Here is an 18,164-nt window from a genome sequence, read left to right as displayed (position 1 = left end):
TCCAAACGAGCCGGAAGCATCGTTACCCGCACATTAGAAGCGGGTCGATATGCCGAAGTTGAATTCCTGCACGTCGTCGGTCTTTTCCTTCTTGACCGGGATCGCATAGTCGATGCGGATGGGGCCGAAAGGCGATGCCCACATCAGACCGACGCCGACAGAAGCGCGCCATTCCATGCCGGTCGTCGACTGATTGACGAGGTTGGAGGCAATCTTGCTGCCGTAGAGCGTTGCCGCATCGGCGAATACCGCGCCGCGCAAACCGAAGCTTTCCGGGATGACCGGCAGCGGGAACTGCGCTTCCGCCGAGGCATTGAAGTAAGTGGTGCCGCCGAGATGGTCATTGCTGTTGTCCGAGGCAACCGGACCGATGCCGCCATATTCGAAACCGCGGATCATTCGATCGCTGCTCTGGAAATGGTCGAAGACACGCAGGTCGCCGCTGCCATATCCCTGGACATGGCCGGCACCGCCAGAAATGAGGCCTACCAGATCCAATTGTTCGGACAACGTCTGATAAATGCTGCCGCGCGCTGTCACCTTGATGAACTTGGCGTCGCCGCCCACGCCAGCCACTTCCGTGCCGACGTTGGCAAAAATGCCTTCATGGGGATTCTTCATGTCGTCAATGGTATTGTAAACTAGGCCGAGACTAACCGACGATTTGAGCCACGGACTCTCTTCGACACCGTTTATAATCGCCTGGGAGACATCGCAGGTGGCAGGGTCGCAGTCCTCGTCGAACTCATACTTCTCCTGAGCGATATTATACGCGAGCTGCGTCGAGATGTTGTCGGTAATCGGCAGGCCGAAGCGCACTGTCGCGCCCGTCGTGTCGCTATCGTAATGGTCATAGTTTCGAGTCTGCTTGTAGATGTCGAATCCGGCAGCGATACGGCGACCAAGGAAGTACGGTTCGGTAAACGAGAAGCTGTAATCGCGCGAGTTCTTGCCGCCGCCAGCCGCCACCTTGATGAATTGGCCGCGGCCGAGGAAGTTCCGCTCACTGATTGAACCTTCTACGGACGGACCAGCCGTCTCGCCACCAGTCGAATAACCGGCACCGACCGAGAACTCACCGGTCGATTTCTCGACCACGTCGACCACCAGCACGACTTGATCAGGCTCAGAGCCCGGAACGGTGGAAATCTCGACTTTCTCAAAATAATCGAGTGCTTCCAGCCGCCTCTTCGCGCGCTGGATGAGAACCTGATTGAAAGCGTCGCCTTCGCTGACATCGAACTCGCGGCGAATGACGTAGTCGCGCGTCCGATCGTTGCCGCGGATCTCGATGCGCTCGATATAGGCCTTGGTGCCCTGGTCGATCGTATAAACGACAGAGATGGTGTGGTTTTCGAAGTTGCGGTCACCGCGCGGCGTCACCTGGGCAAAGGCATAACCAGAACCGGCGACCTTTTCGGTCAGCGCGATGATCGTGTCCTCGACATCCTTGGCGTTATAGACATCGCCCTTGTGGGTCTCGACCACCGATTCAAGCGACTTGCTGTCGACCTCGGGGATCGTGCTTTCGACGCTGACGTCCCCGAACGTATACCGCTCGCCCTCCTGCACCGTGATGGTAACGGTGTATTTGTTGGTTGTGTCGTCGAGTTCGCCGACAGCCGAGACGACCTGGAAGTCGGCATAGCCGTGATTATAATAGAAGCGGCGCAGCAGCTCCTGGTCGGCGCGCAGCTTGTCCTCGTCATAAACATCGTCGCGCAGCACGAACGACAGGAAGGACGAGCGCTTGGTGGAGATGATGTCCGACAGACGGCGGCTCGAATAGGCGCTGTTGCCGACGAAATTGATCGCCGCAATCTGGGTGCGGCCGCCTTCGTTGATGTTGAAGACCACGTTTACCCGGTTGTCGCCGAGATCCATGATCTGGGTGGTCACGGCGGCATCGTCGCGGCCGATACGCCGGTAGGCGGCCTTGACCGCCTCGACATCGGCGTCGAGCTGTTGTTGCGAGAAGGTGCCGCGCGGCTTCAATTGCACCGCGGCTGCAAGCGCGTTGTCCTTGAGCTTCTTGTTGCCCTGGAACAGCACCTGGTTGACGACCTGGTATTCGGAAACCTTGATGACCAGCGTCGATCCGACCTGGTTGATCTGCACGTCCGAAAACAGCCCGGTGCCAAACAGCGCCTTGACCGCATCGTCGATGTCGGAGCTGGAAAACGCCTTGCCGGGCTTGATTGTCACGTAATTGCGGATGGTGTCCGCGTCGACACGCTGATTGCCGGTGACTTCGACTCTGGAGACGACAGCCGCCTCGGCGGCCGATGTGGCAACGAACTGCACTGCGAGCGCGCCTGGTACAACCAGAGCAGCGGACATAGCCACCGCGGACGCGGCGCTCAGAAACTTGGATGCTGCCTTCATCGGGCTTTTGTACCTTTTCTCGAAGTCCCCACGGCGAGAAAACCGGACGTGCGGTAATTTCCCCTACCGTATTAACCGGATTTTCCCTACACGCAAGGCTTCTGGTTAATTTGTATTTACTTAACCCTGTGGCGTGGCTTTCGCGTCACGCATATCCCCACGCATGGTAAACGGCGTCTCAACATTGGTCGCGCTGAAGCCAAATTTCTTCATGATTTCAGCACCCAAACAGATCGTTCCAGAAAACAAAACCCATGAAGCCGAGCACCAGGATGAGGCCGCTCCGATAAGCCATTTCCATCATCCGTTCGGACACCGGCCGTCGGATGACAGCTTCCACGCCGTAGAACAGAAGATGCCCTCCGTCGAGGGGGGGAATCGGCAGAAGATTGAGAATTCCTATCCCGACTGACAGATATGCAACAAGCTGGACGAGCAATTCGAAGCCGAGCTTTGCCGCCTGGCCCGACATCTTGGCGATCTTGATGGGCCCGCCCAGCTGGCACTTGTCCTCGCGGCCAACAACGAAACGCTGCAGGAACTGGCCGGTGCGCTGGATGACGTGGCCGGTTTCCTGGATGGCCGCCCCGACTGCCCCGGCCGGGCTGTAGGTGATCAGCCGCGGCTGGCCGAGTTCCTTGTTGTTGATGACGCCGATCACGGCCACCTGGGCTTTGTTGCCCAATGCGTCTTGTTGTTCCATCAAACGCGGCGTCGCCGTGACGGTGATTTCCTTGCCGCCGCGTAACATAACGAAGGTGATGCTGTCGCCGGCGCGGCCCGAAACCAGACGCTGGACGTCGGCAAAGGTCTCGACCTTGCTGCCGTCGACGCTGACGAATCGGTCACCGGGCATGATGCCGGCCGCCGCTGCCGGACTGCCTTCGGTGACTTCAGCCACCATCGGCTCGTATACCGGCCGACCATATATGGAAAACAGCACGGCAAAGACGGCGATCGTCAGCAGGAAGTTGAACAGCGGCCCCGCCACGACGGTCGCCGCCCGCTTCCAGATCGGCTGCGTGTGGAAGGCAACCTTGCGTTCGTCGTCGCTCAGCGCCTCGACCTCCTCCGAGCTGGGCTGGCTCGACGTCGCGTTCATATCGCCGACGAACTTGACGTAGCCGCCGAGCGGTATGGCGCAAAGCTTCCAGCGGGTGCCGCGGCTGTCGTTGAAGCCGATGATCTCTGGGCCGAAACCGATCGAAAAGGCTTTTGCGCCGATACCGCACCAGCGGCCGACGAGGTAATGGCCCATTTCGTGGACGAACACGACCACGGTCAGCACGAACAGGAAAGGCACCAGCGTACCGAGGACAAGGCCGTCCGTGCTGAAAACCGCGTGAAGAATCTCGTTCAATTCATGCCCTCAAATTCATCCACGGCGCAGATCACGCCGCGACTGTGACATCAATCCAGGCGAATCCATGACGCAGCCCCGCGCCGGCCCACCGACGATGCCGTTCAAACCGGAAACAGCCCCTGTGCCGGATGGTCGGCGGTCGCGGAAATCCAGCCGATGACGTATAGGGCGAAAGCCGCCGCGACAAGCCCATCGACCCGATCCATGATGCCGCCATGGCCGGGTATCAGCGTGCCGGAATCTTTACGGCCGTGGCGTCGCTTGACCCATGATTCGAACAGGTCGCCGGCCTGCGCGACGATCGAAAGCACCAGTGCGACCACGCCAAGCACGGCGAGGTTGCCCGTTCCGGCTACTGCGGCCAGAAGCAGACCGGCCACTACGCCGCCGACCACCCCACCGAGCGCCCCGCTCCGCGTCTTGCCCGGCGAGATCGACGGCGCCAGCCTTGGGCCACCGACGGAGCGGCCGACGAAATAAGCAAAAATATCGGTCGCCCAAACCACGGCGAATAGGAACAGAATGGCCAGCAGCCCTGAATGGTCGCCATCACGCAAGAAGGCCAGCGATAAGCCCGATACGGCCGCATAGGCAAGGCCGGATGCTTCCCACGGTCCTGCCTTTCGCATCGACGCCGCGATGGCAGTGACAGCAACCAGAGCCGCCACGAGCGGCAGCAGCAAAGACGCAGGCAGGCCGGCGACGAGGGCACCAATAAAGACCACGATCAGCGCCTCGGGCAGAAAGCCGAGACCTGCCATAGGACTAGCACCTGCCGGGGCAACGGGGCGGCTCATCCGCGTCCACTCGTAGAAGATCACCGCCGCCATGGCAGCGCAAAGCAACCGGAAGGGCAGTCCGCCGAGCCAGGTCAGGCCAAGCGTCACGATGGCAAGCACGACGGCCGAAATGACCCGGAGTTGGAGGTTGCTCATTCCTCAGCCTGAGGCGACATCTTGGGCGGCAAGTCCGCCGAAGCGGCGCTCGCGGCCGGCGAAATCGCGCAGTGCATCGGACAGGTGCTCGCGACTGAAGTCGGGCCAATAGCAAGGCAGAAAAACGAGTTCACTATAGGCAGCCTGCCATAACAGGAAATTCGACAACCGAAGCTCGCCGCTGGTGCGGATGACCAGTTCCGGATCCGGAATGCCCTCTGTATCGAGCGAGCTGGCAAAGGACTCGGCCGTGATCGCCTCGCTGTCGATCTCACCGCGCGCCACCGCAGCTGCGAGCTTGCGCGCGGTGCGCACGATCTCGTCGCGCCCGCCGTAATTGAAGGCAATGACCAGCGTCAGCGCTTCGTTGCGGAGAGTGAGCGTTTCGGCTTCCTCAAGCAGGCCCCTTATGTCGGGCTGCAGCCCTGCCCTGTCACCGATGACCCTGATCCGCACCCCACTCTGGTGCAGCTCGGCGAGGTCACGTCGGATGAAAAGCTTCAGCAGGCCCATGAGGTCGCTGACTTCAGATTTCGGTCGTGACCAGTTTTCCGACGAAAAAGCGTAGACGGTCAGGAAGGAGATGCCGAGGCCGGGGGCGGCGCGCACTGTCTTGCGCAGCGCCTCAACGCCGGCGCGGTGACCAGCCAGCCGAGGCAAGCCGCGCGCCTTGGCCCAGCGTCCGTTTCCGTCCATGATGATCGCGACATGCGCGGGCGTTGCCATGTTCTCACTTCCGGGCCAGCCGTGGCCAGACCCTAGACCTGCATGATTTCCGCTTCCTTGTCGGAAAGCAGGTGGTCGATGGTGCTGATTGTCTCGTCGGTCAGTTTCTGAACCTGGTCGGCCCGTTTGCGATGGTCGTCCTCACTGATGTCGCCGTCCTTTTCCGCCTTTTTCAGAAAGTCCATGCCGTCCCGGCGAACGTGTCGTGCGGCGACACGGGCATTCTCGGCATAACCGTGCGAGATCTTCACCAGCTCCTTGCGGCGCTGTTCGTTGAGCTCGGGCAGCGGAATCCTGAGATTGGTACCGTCGACGATAGGATTGAACCCGAGATTGGCTTCACGGATGGCACGGTCGACCGCGCTGACCATCGACTTGTCCCAGACCGAAACCGAAATCATGCGCGGTTCCGGAACCGACACTGTTGCCACCTGGTTGATCGGCATGGTGGTGCCATAGGCCTGCACCTGGACGGCATCGAGCAGGTTGCTCGACGCGCGGCCGGTGCGCAGCGAAGCCAGATCATGCTTGAACGCGGCGATCGCCCCGTCCATGCGCCGTTTGAGATCGTCGTATTCGCCATTCATCATCGTCTCCTCGACCCGTTAACCCGGGTTCACTGCTTAGGGTAAGCCCTGTTCGAGCCTCATCCGCAACCGATCCCTTTCGGGTTCATGGTCCGGTCAATCGTCTGCGACGACCGTGCAACGGCCGCCACCCCTCAGGATATCGCCGAAACCACCCTTCTCGTGGATCGAATAGACGATTATCGGAATGTTGTTTTCGCGCGCAAGTGCAATCGCCGCCGTATCCATGATCGAAAGCCCGCGTTTGATGACTTCGTCATGGCTGATCCGCTCGAAACGTGTCGCGTGCGGGTCCTTCTTGGGATCAGCCGAATAGACACCATCGACCTGGGTGCCCTTGAACAGAGCATCGGCTCCGATCTCGGCGGCGCGAAGGGCTGCAGCCGAATCGGTGGTGAAGAACGGATTGCCGGTGCCGCCGGCGAAGATAACGACCTTGCCCTGGTTCATGTAGGCGGTCGCCTGACGCTGCGAAAAACTTTCGCAAAGCTCGGGCATGGCGATCGCCGACAGCACCACGGCGTCGACGCCGATCTTGTTGAGCGAGGTGCGCAGCGCCAGCGAATTGATGACGGTGGCAAGCATGCCCATATGGTCGCCGGTGACGCGGTCTCCGCCTTTTGACGCGACTGCGACGCCACGGAAGATGTTGCCGCCCCCTATGACGACACCGACTTCGATGCCCAATGCGCGGGCCTCGGCGATGTCGGCGGCGATGCGGTCGACCACCGATACGTCGATGCCGAAATGCTGCTCGCCCATTAACGCTTCGCCCGATGCTTTCAGCAAGACACGTCGGTAGAGGGGCTTCACCGTCATCTGGTCCTCGTCATCGTGCGTGTGACGCGTTTCGGTGCGCCCCGAAACACTGGGCGTTCCGATACACGAAGGGCGCCACGATGTCACGCGGCGCCCGAGCCCGAAAACTCTCTTCCAGCTTCAGCTTACACGGCAAAAGCACCTTGCATGAACGGGTTCGGCATGTTGCCAGCCGGCTTGTCACCGACTGTCTGACCTCCGGTAAGGCCATCCTGTATTTCCGAGCCGAAGAACGAATACGAAAAAGGGTGTGAAAGACCGGCTCACCGCATCGAGCCGTGCCCGAAGGTCCTGCGCAATGTCGAAATCGAGCGCGCCGAGGTCGTCCTTGAGTTGATCCTACGCCGCGCAAGAATCGGCCGGGCATCCTCGCGGACACCCGGCCGAAAAAGACTTTTAAACGAATAGTTTACTTCTTGACCGCTGCCGCGACTTCCGCCGCGAAATCGGTCTCTTCCTTCTCGATGCCCTCACCGAGCGCGAAGCGCAGGTAGGCAGCGATTTTGGCTGGCGCGCCGATCTCGCTTTCGGCATCCTTCAGCGCCTTCTCGACGGTGATGTCGGGATTGAGCACGAAAGCCTGCTTGAGCAGCACGACCTCTTCGTAGAACTTGCGCAAACGGCCCTCGACCATCTTCTCGATAATCGCTTCTGGCTTGCCGGACTGGCGTGCCTGGTCGGCGAAGATCGCCTTCTCGCGCTCCACCGCGGCCGGATCGAGCTCTTCAGTGGTCAAGGCCATCGGATTGGTGGCAGCGACATGCATGGCAACCTGACGGGCGAAGGCGTTCGCGGCATGCGCGTTGCCTGTCGTCTCGATGGCCACCAGCACGCCGAGCTTGCCAAGGCCGTCGGCGACCGCATTGTGAACGTAGGTTGCGACAGCGCCGTGCTCGACGGTGAGCTTGGCCGAGCGGCGGAAGCCCAGATTCTCGCCGATGGTGCCGACGGCGTCCTTGATGGTCTCGGCGACCGACTTGCCCGAGCCCGGATAGGGAGCGGCGGCAACGGCTTCGGTCTTGCCGCCATAGGCAAGCGCGACCTTCGCGACATTGGCGACGATCTCTTGGAACGCAGCATTGCGGGCAACGAAGTCCGTCTCGGAATTGACCTCGACGATCGCTGCCTCGCGGACGCCCGAATCGACGCCGATCAGGCCTTCGGCAGCGGTACGGCCAGCCTTCTTGTCGGCCTTGGAAATGCCCTTCTTGCGCAGCCAGTCGATGGCTTCTTCCATATTGCCGTTGGTCTCGTTCAACGCCGCCTTGCAGTCCATCATGCCCGCGCCGGTCAAGTCGCGGAGTTCTTTGACCTGTGCAGCCGAAATGCTCATTGTCGCCTCTTTGTCTAAATGCACTGACGCACCATCGATTTTCGATGATGCGCCTGGTGCCGGTAGCGCTTACCGCGCCAACATATTGGAAAGATGAAGGCCGCAGCCGGCCTTCGCTACTATGCTTCCGGGGTCTGGGCTGCCGGGCTCTCGGCGGCCGGGGTCTGCTCGAGCGCCGGCTCGACCGGAGCCTCGACCGATGCGCCGATATCGACACCGAGCGCGCCCTGCTGACGGGCGATGCCGTCGATAGCTGCCTTGGCGATCAGATCGCAATACAGCTGGATGGCGCGGGCCGCGTCGTCATTGCCGGGGATCGGGAAGTCGATCTTGTCCGGGTCGCAGTTGGAATCGATGATGGCAACGACCGGGATGCCGAGACGCTTGGCCTCGAGAATGGCGATCGCTTCCTTGTTGGTGTCGATCACGAACATCAAATCGGGCGTCGAACCCATATCCTTGATGCCGCCCAGCGCCTTGTCGAGCTTTTCACGCTCGCGATCGAGGTTGAGGCGCTCCTTCTTGGTCAGGCCCTGAGCCTCGCCGGCCAGCATCTCGTCGAGCTTGCGCAGGCGCTGGATGGAATTCGAGATCGTCTTCCAGTTGGTCAGCATGCCGCCGAGCCAGCGCGAATTGACATAGTACTGGGCCGAGCGCTGCGCGGCATCGGCGACAATGTCGGAGGCCTGGCGCTTGGTGCCGACGAACAGCACGCGGCCGCCCTTGGCAACAGTGTCGGAAACCTGCTTCAGCGCCTGGTGCAGCAGGGGCACCGTCTGCGAGAGGTCGATGATGTGGATGTTGTTGCGGGCGCCGTAGATATAGGGCGCCATTTTCGGATTCCAGCGGTGGGTCTGGTGGCCGAAGTGAATGCCAGCTTCCAATAGCTGGCGCATGCTGAAATCAGGCAGAGCCATTCTTATTTCCTTTCCGGTTAGCCTCCACGGACACAGGCATTTTTGGACTTTGTCCTCAAACGCCACCGGAGGTTTCAGCCGGATTTCTCCCGGGCAGACACCAAAGTCCGTGTGTGGAATGAGCGCGCATATAGAGGGGAAGCGCGACAAACGCAAGCGGTGTGGCGTCTTGCGGCTCAGCGTGCGGCGATCAGCGCACCGGTGTCATTGTCGCATCTTCCCCTTCGGCACCCGCACACGCCGGAAAACAGCGACGATCTCCTCGCGGGTGCATTCGATGGCGCCTAACCGCACTGCGCGGTCACGCTCCAGCCCGGTTATGTCATAATGCGGCGCCGATGTCTTGGGTGGCCCTTGATAGGACGAGCGCTTGACGCCGAGCTGCGCGGCGAAGCGATGCAGCTCGTCGGTATCGTCTGCCAGCAGATGACACCAGCGGTGGCCGACCCATTTCCAGATCGCCGCATCGACATAGACCGCCATGAGGTTTGCCGCACTCCTTCATCTTGCGCCGACCAACACGCCGCTAACGATGATAGAAGGGATTGGCACAGAAAATGAAGGCGCCGCCGGCCTCGAGTTGCGTCATCGTCCTGGTGACGGTCTCCTGCATCCGGTCGTGCAGTTCGGCGAGTGCCTCCTCTACGGAGCCTTGATAGGCGTGCAAGCCAAGCGGCTCCGGTACCCGGACATAGGCGCGGCGTGGGCCTGCCGGCTGCGGCACGAAACGGTTGATCGTATCGCGCAGCGTACCTTTGCAATAGTCGTTGCGGATCCGCTTCAAATGTTCGGCGATCTCCTCCTGCGTGATGCGCGGATTGGCTGAGGCCCACGGCCCGACACGCTGCAGTCGCTGGATCGTATCTGCCAGCGTTCGGACCTGCGCCTGGTTTTCGGCGCCGTCTATGTTCTCCCGCAGCCAGCGCCGCGAGCGCCGCAAAAGCTCGGCAGTGTCGAGCGTGTCGGCGTCGACCGAGACAAGTTCAGCAAGGCGACGGCCGAGTTCCGCGAGCAGGTCTTTTTGACGTGCGTCATACGAAACCCGCTCATCGGACCGCAGGCCATATGCAGCCTCATCGCGCGACAGCAACGTCGCATAGATATGATGGATGCGCTCCGGCAGCGAATCGGCGGCACGGCGTTCGATCTTCAGGCTGTGCTCGACATAGGCACATTCCTTTGCCAGCGGTGCCTCGACATTCCCCGTGAAAGCAAGCTTCCAGATCACGGGCGCGATCCAAACCTTGAAATCCGGATCCGTCAGGCGGCCGCGCTTCAGCGCCTCGAACCGCATTTCGACCGCACCTGGCAGCAGCGGGGCAACGATGTTGGCATGCCAGCCGACACCGCCTTCGGGATGCAGGAGCACGCCGTGCCCCTTCAGCGCCCAGGCCACCGAATGTTCCTTGGCGGCCGCGCTGTTGCCCGGGATTTGCGCGATCAGATTGTTGGCCAACCAGAATTTCTGCATTAGCCGGCCAAGCCCGTTGACGACGCCGTGCGTGGCCCAGGATGCCGTCAGCGGGCTTACCCGCGAGACGACCTCCTTGTCGATCATCCAGTCGGTAAAGAATTCGGGATGGTTGGGCGTGATGAACGTCGCCTTGCCCGCACCGCAACAAGCCTTCAGCCTTTGCCGGTCATCCTCTGGAAAATAGATGTGGCGGACATTGGCGACGCCGCGCAAACCGGCCAGACGGTTGAACGGCAACAGGTCGCGAAAGCCTGGAATGCCGTGCAGCATGACAATTCGGTTGACGAACGTCATGGCCTTGATCAGCGTCGCATTGGGCCGCGGCGCCACAAAAACGTCGATCCTGCTCAACCTGCTCCCCCACGGCGCTTACCGTCGTTAGGCGATGATGGGCAATTGCGGCATGCTCAAGTCGATACGACACGCCCGCAAGATCAAGCGCTACTATCCCGGATAGCGGCCGGCGGCTTGTCGTTGGTTCGAGCCTATTTCGACGGGCAGGTCTTTGGCTGATCGAACAGCGACAGATTGACCAGTTTGCCGGTCATCGAGAACTCGCCATAGTCCATGACGAGATCGCGCGTGATGCCGTTCTTGTGCAGCTTGAAGCTGATCCGGTATTCCGGCACCTCCTCGCCGCCTTTGTCGGCATCATCGAAATAGGCGATGTCGACCGGCCAGTATTTGTCGGTGGCGAGCTTGGCCAGCGCCGGCGCTTCCGGATCGGCGTTGTCGGCATCGGCTTGCTTGCCGACGACGACGGTGGTGGTCACCACCTTGTTGGCATCCTCAGAGCCGTCGAACAGGTTGGTTTCGTAGAAGCGCTCGCCCTTTTCCGCCTTGCCGATCATTTCGACCATTTGCTGGGTCGGGAACTGGGTCGGCGCGAGTTCCAGGCTGTTCTTCTCGGGCTTGTCGATATCGACCTTGAGACCGTTGGCCTCCTTCGTTGCGGTACCCTTGACCTCCTTGTCGAGGTTCTGGTCAACAAAGGATTTGTTCACGAAGGAGAAGGTCTTGCCCTCGGCGTCCTCAAAGGTGGTCATCTGCTGGTCTGTCAGCCTGGTGTTGTCGCTGGTTACGATCTGGGTCACCAAACGGAACTTTACCGTATAGCCCTCGCAAGGGGAGCCGTTGAACTCGTAGACCATGCGGCCAGTGATGCCGGTGATGCCGGAGCGGTCGGAGGCTTTGTCGAGTGAAATGTCGTAAACCGCGCGATGCGCCTGCAGCGCCGGCACCGCAAAAGCGGGAGCCGCCCAGGAAGCCGCTGTCAAGAGAACGGCGTTGAATGCGAGGCGCGTTGCGCGCATGGGGTGCTCCGATCATCGCGGCTAATGGCAGGCCGCATGGAAAGATGGTCCAGCTTAAAAAAAGTCGTGGCGGAAGCGAGGCAAAAATAGCAATTTCGGCCCGGCCTGCGCGGCACCTTCAAGCAATAGGGAAATAGCATGAGCGAAACAATCGAAAAGCGGCTAAGCGATCTCGGCGTGACGCTGCCGGCCGCCGCCGCGCCCGCCGCCAATTACGTGCCCTATTGCAGGACCGGCAATCTGCTGTTCACCGCCGGGCAGTTGCCGCTCAAGGACGGCAAGCTCCAGGCGAGCGGACTGCTTGGCAGCGATGTCGACACCGCGACCGGCAAGGAAGCCGCAAAATACTGTGCGATCAACATATTGGCGCAAGCCCAGGCAGCACTTGGCGATCTCGAGAAAATCCGTCGCTTGGTGAAGATCACCGTCTTCGTCGCCTCGGCACCGGACTTTGTCGAACAGCATCTGGTTGCCAACGGTGCCTCGGATTTTCTCGCCGCGGTGCTCGGCGATCGCGGCACGCACGCTCGCTCCGCCGTCGGCACCGCCTCCCTGCCGCTTAATGCCGCAGTGGAAATCGAAGCGATCTTCGAAGTCGAATGACCGGGACTGCAACCATGACCGATCTTTCCTGGCTGACCGCCCGGCCCGTCGCCCATCGCGGCCTCCACGACATGAACAAGACGCGCTGGGAGAACACCCTTTCCGCCTTCGCCGCGGCGGCCGAGCGTGGCTACGCGATTGAATGCGACGTGCACCTGTCTTCCGACGGCGTCCCCGTCATCATCCACGATGGCGATCTGCGGCGGCTGACCGGCGAAAACGGCTTCGTCTGGCAGCGTACGGCTGCCGAAATCACCGCGCTGAAGGTCGGCGGCACCGCCGACCATTTGCCGACGCTGCAGCAGGCGCTTGATCTGGTCGACGGCCGTGTGCCGATGGTTGTCGAACTGAAAGGAGCTGCCGGGCACGACGACGGCCTGGTCGAAAGCGTCGGTAAGATGCTCAAGCAATACAAGGGCAAGACTGCGATCATGTCGTTCGACCATTGGCTGATCCGAGAGTTCCCGAAATATGCTCCCGGCATACCCGGCGGGTTGACCGCCTACGGCAACGACAACCACCTGATCGAGGCGCATTTCGCCATGCTGGCGCATGACATCGCCTTCACCTCCTACGCCGCCGGCGATCTGCCGAACCGGTTCGTCTCCTTCGTGCGAGAAAAACTCGGCATGCCGGTGATCACCTGGACCGTGCACGACCGGCCTGCCGTCGACCTGACCTTCAAATATGCCGACCAGATGACGTTCGAAGGATTCGAGCCAGATCTGGTACGGCTTGCTTGAGCGGGCTTGTATGGGTCAGCAGCGAGCTTAAGTAAGCCTCATGGATCAAGGGGACGACTGCGAAAGACAAACGGCGAACGCGGAGCTGTCGATCCGCATCGCGGCGGGCATCGGGGCCTTTACCAGCGCTGAATGGGACAACCTCGGCGGCACTACACGCGGCGATGCCGAAAACGGCTACAACCCACTTGTTTCATTAGCTTTTTTGAGCGCGCTGGAAGATTCCGGCTGCGCTGTTCGGCGTACCGGCTGGCAAGGCCATCACCTGAGGCTGGAAACCGCCCGAGGCAAGCTGCTCGGGGCGGTCCCCTGCTATCTGAAGTCGCACAGCCAGGGCGAATATGTATTCGACCATGGCTGGTCGGACGCATTCGAACGCGCCGGCGGGCGCTACTACCCGAAGCTGCAATGCGCGGTGCCGTTCACGCCCGTCACCGGCCCTCGCCTGCTGGTCGGCAAGGGCGAGCACAGTCCCACCGTCAAGGCCGGTCTTGCGGCCGGCCTGAAGGCGGTGACGGATAAGCTCGGCGTGTCTTCCGCCCATGTCACCTTCGCGCCGGAGGACGATGTCCAGATATTCGCGGCGGCCGGTTTCCTGCATCGCACCGACCAGCAGTTTCACTTCTTCAACGAAGGTTTTTCGAGCTATGACGATTTTCTCGCGACATTAGCCTCGCGCAAGCGCAAGGCAATTAAGAAAGAGCGGCGCGAGGCGCTCGCCAACGGCATCTCGATCGACTGGCTGACCGGCAAGGATCTGACCGAAAAGGCCTGGGACGACTTTTTCGCGTTCTACATGGATACCGGCAGCAGGAAGTGGGGCCGGCCCTACCTCAACCGCGATTTCTTCTCCCTAATCGGCGAGCGCATGGCCGACGACACCCTGCTGGTCATGGCCAAACGCAACGGACGCTACATAGCGGGCGCCATCAACTTCATCGGCTCAGACGCGCTCTACGGCCGCAACTGGGGCTGCATCGAGGACCACCCATTCCTGCATTTCGAAGTCTGCTACCATCAGGCAATCGATTTCGCCATCTCGCGCAAGCTGAAGGTGGTTGAAGCCGGTGCTCAGGGCGAGCACAAGCTGGCGCGCGGCTACCGGCCCGTGACGATGCATTCGGCGCACTATATCGCCCATCCAGGTCTGCGCAATGCAGTGGCCGACTACCTCCAGCGCGAGCGGCGCGAAGTCGAGCGAATGAGCGAATATCTGGAAGAGCACACCCCGTTCCGCAAGGACATGGCGGAGTAGGGTAGCGAGCCCAATCGCCCAGCCGCGCGGGCCCGCACGGCCGATGTCGATCGATCATCTTGCCCGCCCGGAACAGCTTCGCTACACGAGACAGCGAGCCAAGAACCGGAGCGCGCGCCATGGCCGAAGCAACCTACGACAGCAGCAACATCTTCGCCAAAATCCTGCGCGGAGAAATCCCTTCGCATCGCGTCTACGAGGATGAAGCGGTCATTGTCTTCATGGATGTGATGCCGCAAGGACAGGGTCACACGCTGGTGGTGCCGAAAGCGCCGTCGCGCAACCTGCTTGACGCGGATCCGGCGGTGCTTGGCCCGCTCTTCGCTCACGTCCAGAAAGTTGCGCGGGCCGTAAAGAAGGCCTTCGATGCCGATGGCGTCACGGTTATGCAGTTCAACGAACCAGCTTCGGGGCAGACTGTCTTTCACCTTCACGTCCATGTCATTCCGCGCTTCGAGGGGATTCCCCTGAAACCGCACAGCGGACAGATGGAAAAGCCTGAAGTCCTGGCCCAGAACGCCGGCAAGATAAGGATGGCGCTGGCAAGCTGAACCGGCGCAAACTGCTCCGGCGGGCGCCGGGTGCTTAACCGGAGGGTGTCACAAAAAAAGCCCCGTTTCCGGGGCTTTTTTACTGGCTGGTTCGTCAGTTCTTACGCGGCAGTTGCGGCACGAGACTGCGCTTGCCGCCGTCCTTACCTTTGGGCTCCGGCTTCTGCGCCACCGCCTTTTTTGCAGCGGGCTTCTTCGCCACCGCCTTCTTGGCCTTCGGCACGTCGTCCGGCTCTTCCTTCTTCGGCTTCACCGGCGCCTCGTCGGCGAGCGATTCGAGCTTCAGGCCGGTCTCGCCGGTTTCCTTCTTCTCGACGGTGACACGCACCGTGCCGCCCTTTTTGAGCTTGCCGAACAGCACCTCGTCGGCCAGCGGCTTCTTGATGTGCTCCTGGATGACGCGGCCAAGCGGCCGGGCGCCCATGCGCTCGTCATAGCCCTTGTCGGCCAGCCATGCGATTGCATCCTGCGACAAGTCGAAGGTCACGCCACGCTCGGAAAGCTGCGCTTCCAACTGCATGACGAACTTCTGCACCACCTGATGGATGACCGGCACCGGCAGCGAGCCGAACGGAATGATCGCATCGAGACGGTTGCGGAACTCCGGCGTGAACAGCCGGTTGATCGCCTCGACATCGTCGCCTTCGCGCTTGGTCGAACCGAAACCGATCGCCGCGCGCTGCGCATCGGATGCGCCCGCATTGGTAGTCATGATCAGGATGACATTGCGGAAGTCGATCTGCTTGCCGTTATGGTCGGTCAGCTTGCCGTGGTCCATGACCTGCAACAGGATGTTGAACAGGTCCGGATGCGCCTTCTCGACTTCGTCGAGCAACAGCACGCAATGCGGATGCTGGTCGACGCCGTCGGTCAGAAGGCCGCCCTGGTCGAAGCCGACATAGCCGGGAGGCGCGCCGATCAACCGCGAAACGGTGTGGCGTTCCATATATTCCGACATGTCGAAGCGGATCAGCTCCACGCCGAGCGAGGCGGCGAGCTGCTTGGCCACTTCCGTCTTGCCGACACCGGTCGGGCCCGAGAACAGGTACGAGCCGATCGGCTTTTCCGGTTCCCGCAGGCCGGCCCGCGCCAGCTTGATGGCCGAGGTCAGCGCTGTGATCGCGGTGTCCTGGCCGTAAACGACGCGCTTCAACTCGATGTCGAGGCCTTGCAGCACCTTCTCGTCGTCTGCGGAAACCGTCTTCGGCGGGATGCGCGCCATGGTGGCGATCGTCGCTTCGATCTCCTTGATGCCGATGGTCTTCTTGCGCTTGGCTTCCGGCACCAGCATTTGCGAGGCGCCGGTCTCGTCGATCACGTCGATCGCCTTGTCCGGCAGCTTGCGGTCGTTGATGTAACGCGCCGAGAGTTCGACCGAAGCCTTGATCGCCTCGCTCGTGTAGCGGACCTTGTGGAACTCCTCGAAATAAGGCTTGAGGCCCTTCATGATCTCGATGGCGTCCTCGACCGTCGGCTCGTTGACGTCGATCTTCTGGAAGCGCCGCACCAGCGCGCGGTCCTTCTCGAAGAACTGGCGGAATTCCTTGTAGGTGGTCGAGCCGATGCAGCGGATGGCGCCGGACGACAGTGCGGGTTTTAACAGGTTCGATGCATCCATGGCGCCGCCGGAGGTGGCCCCTGCCCCGATCACGGTGTGGATTTCATCGATGAACAGCACGGCGCCGGGATAATCCTCGAGCTCCTTGACGACCTGCTTCAGCCGCTCCTCGAAATCGCCGCGATAGCGGGTGCCGGCCAGCAGCGTGCCCATGTCGAGCGCGAAGATGGTGGCATTGTGCAGCACTTCGGGAACGTCACCCTCGACAATGCGCTTAGCGAGGCCTTCGGCGATAGCCGTCTTGCCGACGCCGGGATCACCGACATAGAGCGGGTTGTTCTTGGAGCGGCGGCACAGCACCTGGATGGTCCGGTTGATCTCGCTCTCGCGACCGATCAATGGATCGATCTTGCCGGCCTTGGCCTTGTTGTTCAGGTTGACGCAATAGGCAGTCAGCGCGTCCTGCTGCTGCTTCTTCTTGCCGCCTTCCTCCTGCGGCTCGGCTCCGCTCTGGCTGCCCTGCTCGTCGTCGGCGCCGCGCGGGGTACGCGTCTCGGAAGCGCCGGGGCGCTTGGCGATGCCATGCGAGATGTAGTTGACCGCGTCGTAGCGGGTCATCTGCTGTTCCTGCAGGAAGTAAGCGGCGTGGCTTTCACGCTCAGCGAAGATGGCGACGAGCACGTTGGCGCCGGACACTTCCTCGCGGCCTGACGACTGCACATGGATCACCGCGCGCTGGATGACGCGCTGGAAACCGGCAGTCGGCTTGGAATCTTCATCGTAGCCGGTGACGAGATTGTCGAGCTCGGTGTCGATATAGGTGAGAACCGTATGCTTCAACTCGTCGAGATCGACGTTGCAGGCACGCATGACGGCCGCCGCCTCGGTGTCGTCGATCAGGGCGAGCAGCAAATGTTCAAGGGTTGCATATTCATGGTGCCGCTCATTGGCGAGCGTCAGCGCTTGGTGAAGCGCCTTTTCCAGGCCTTGGGAGAAAGCCGGCATGTTACCTCACTTCTTCTCCATCACGCATTGCAGCGGATGCTGATTCTGTCGGGCGAAATCCATGACCTGAGACACTTTGGTCTCGGCCACCTCGAATGTATAGACCCCGCACTCGCCCACCCCATGATTGTGAACATGAAGCATTATGCGTGTGGCGGCTTCGCGGTCCTTCTGGAAAAAGCGCTCCAGCACGTGGACCACGAATTCCATGGGTGTGTAGTCGTCGTTAAGAATGAGGACCCGATACAGACTGGGCTTCTTGGTCTTGGTTTTTGTGCGCGTGATGACGGCCGTGCCGCGACCGGCCTCATTGCCGTTGCTGCCGTTCTGCATTCGCACCACGTAGCTCGTGGCAGTCAAACCTGTAGTCACGTAGTCCTGCCTCTTTCGAATCCTCATGCATGCTCGACATGTAGGTGTTCGATGGACGATTTTAAGCCCTTCTGTTTAGCTGACAATATGGCTAGGTGGCCAAACTTGCCCGATTTTTCAAATCGTGAAGACCGTAGGCCCCCGATTTCGAGCTGGCATGAAAAAACCCGGCCGTGCGTTCGCGACCGGGTTTGTCTTTGCAAGCCCAGGGGCCGGCTCGGAATG

Annotated in this window: 17 protein-coding genes; 4 read left to right on the top strand and 13 right to left on the bottom strand. The window is 61.1% G+C overall.

Going from position 1 to position 18,164, the window contains the following annotated elements; all coding sequences use genetic code 11:
• Window positions 1-33: 33 nt before the first annotated feature.
• The 11 genes from bamA to NKJ17_RS11080 all read right to left on the bottom strand — a co-directional run bounded on the left by bamA (window position 34) and on the right by NKJ17_RS11080 (window position 11,852).
• A complete protein-coding gene (gene bamA / locus NKJ17_RS11130) occupies window positions 34-2,385 on the bottom strand; it encodes an outer membrane protein assembly factor BamA (RefSeq protein ID WP_352508490.1) in 2,352 nt (783 codons plus the stop codon).
• A gap of 217 nt (window positions 2,386-2,602) precedes the next feature.
• Window positions 2,603-3,745, bottom strand: a complete 1,143-nt coding sequence (gene rseP, locus NKJ17_RS11125; RefSeq protein ID WP_352508489.1) for an RIP metalloprotease RseP — start codon at window positions 3,743-3,745, stop codon at window positions 2,603-2,605.
• A 104-nt stretch (window positions 3,746-3,849) separates the two neighbouring features.
• The gene (locus tag NKJ17_RS11120; RefSeq protein WP_352508488.1) at window positions 3,850-4,683 is read right to left on the bottom strand and encodes a phosphatidate cytidylyltransferase; all 834 of its coding nucleotides are present in this window, start codon (window positions 4,681-4,683) and stop codon (window positions 3,850-3,852) included.
• 3 nt (window positions 4,684-4,686) lie between these two features.
• Window positions 4,687-5,409, bottom strand: coding sequence for an isoprenyl transferase (locus NKJ17_RS11115; protein ID WP_352508486.1), 723 nt, complete (start codon window positions 5,407-5,409; stop codon window positions 4,687-4,689).
• Window positions 5,410-5,441: 32 nt separating this feature from the next.
• Window positions 5,442-5,996 carry a ribosome recycling factor gene (gene frr, locus NKJ17_RS11110; RefSeq protein WP_352508485.1) on the bottom strand — a complete coding sequence of 185 codons (555 nt, stop codon included), beginning with the start codon at window positions 5,994-5,996 and terminating at the stop codon, window positions 5,442-5,444.
• A gap of 96 nt (window positions 5,997-6,092) precedes the next feature.
• Window positions 6,093-6,815: a UMP kinase gene (gene pyrH, locus NKJ17_RS11105; protein WP_023674934.1), complete on the bottom strand. Its 723-nt coding sequence runs from the start codon at window positions 6,813-6,815 to the stop codon at window positions 6,093-6,095.
• 409 nt (window positions 6,816-7,224) lie between these two features.
• A complete protein-coding gene (gene tsf / locus NKJ17_RS11100) occupies window positions 7,225-8,148 on the bottom strand; it encodes a translation elongation factor Ts (protein WP_352471655.1) in 924 nt (307 codons plus the stop codon).
• A 119-nt stretch (window positions 8,149-8,267) separates the two neighbouring features.
• On the bottom strand, window positions 8,268-9,065 hold the full coding sequence (rpsB, locus tag NKJ17_RS11095) for a 30S ribosomal protein S2 (protein ID WP_254817316.1): 798 nt from the start codon (window positions 9,063-9,065) through the stop codon (window positions 8,268-8,270).
• 204 nt (window positions 9,066-9,269) lie between these two features.
• Window positions 9,270-9,548 carry a DUF4031 domain-containing protein gene (locus NKJ17_RS11090; protein WP_352508484.1) on the bottom strand — a complete coding sequence of 93 codons (279 nt, stop codon included), beginning with the start codon at window positions 9,546-9,548 and terminating at the stop codon, window positions 9,270-9,272.
• A gap of 43 nt (window positions 9,549-9,591) precedes the next feature.
• Window positions 9,592-10,890, bottom strand: a complete 1,299-nt coding sequence (locus NKJ17_RS11085) for a lysophospholipid acyltransferase family protein (RefSeq protein WP_352688317.1) — start codon at window positions 10,888-10,890, stop codon at window positions 9,592-9,594.
• A 134-nt stretch (window positions 10,891-11,024) separates the two neighbouring features.
• Window positions 11,025-11,852, bottom strand: coding sequence for a cell envelope integrity EipB family protein (locus NKJ17_RS11080; protein WP_023674927.1), 828 nt, complete (start codon window positions 11,850-11,852; stop codon window positions 11,025-11,027).
• Between the two features lie 138 nt (window positions 11,853-11,990).
• Here NKJ17_RS11080 and NKJ17_RS11075 point away from each other — a divergent pair, with 138 nt between their 5' ends.
• The 4 genes from NKJ17_RS11075 to NKJ17_RS11060 all read left to right on the top strand — a co-directional run bounded on the left by NKJ17_RS11075 (window position 11,991) and on the right by NKJ17_RS11060 (window position 15,004).
• Window positions 11,991-12,455 (top strand): RidA family protein, encoded by a 465-nt coding sequence (locus NKJ17_RS11075; protein ID WP_352508482.1) that lies wholly within the window; start codon window positions 11,991-11,993, stop codon window positions 12,453-12,455.
• A 14-nt stretch (window positions 12,456-12,469) separates the two neighbouring features.
• Window positions 12,470-13,198 carry a glycerophosphodiester phosphodiesterase gene (locus NKJ17_RS11070; RefSeq protein WP_352508481.1) on the top strand — a complete coding sequence of 243 codons (729 nt, stop codon included), beginning with the start codon at window positions 12,470-12,472 and terminating at the stop codon, window positions 13,196-13,198.
• 40 nt (window positions 13,199-13,238) lie between these two features.
• Entirely contained in the window at window positions 13,239-14,453 is a 1,215-nt protein-coding gene (locus NKJ17_RS11065; protein WP_352508480.1) for a GNAT family N-acetyltransferase, read from the top strand.
• Between the two features lie 119 nt (window positions 14,454-14,572).
• Complete coding sequence (locus NKJ17_RS11060; RefSeq protein WP_352508479.1) at window positions 14,573-15,004, top strand: HIT family protein; 432 nt, start codon at window positions 14,573-14,575, stop codon at window positions 15,002-15,004.
• 94 nt (window positions 15,005-15,098) lie between these two features.
• Here NKJ17_RS11060 and clpA read toward each other — a convergent pair whose 3' ends face one another.
• Both clpA and clpS read right to left on the bottom strand, forming a co-directional pair.
• Window positions 15,099-17,567, bottom strand: coding sequence for an ATP-dependent Clp protease ATP-binding subunit ClpA (clpA, locus tag NKJ17_RS11055; protein WP_023674922.1), 2,469 nt, complete (start codon window positions 17,565-17,567; stop codon window positions 15,099-15,101).
• A gap of 6 nt (window positions 17,568-17,573) precedes the next feature.
• Window positions 17,574-17,900, bottom strand: coding sequence for an ATP-dependent Clp protease adapter ClpS (gene clpS, locus NKJ17_RS11050; RefSeq protein WP_023717744.1), 327 nt, complete (start codon window positions 17,898-17,900; stop codon window positions 17,574-17,576).
• Window positions 17,901-18,164 lie beyond the last annotated feature (264 nt).

The organism is Mesorhizobium sp. M0208, assembly GCF_040322015.1.
Taxonomy (GTDB): domain Bacteria; phylum Pseudomonadota; class Alphaproteobacteria; order Rhizobiales; family Rhizobiaceae; genus Mesorhizobium.
Note: the sequence above shows the minus strand (reverse complement) of the source record. Positions and strands in the feature narration are given on the sequence as shown.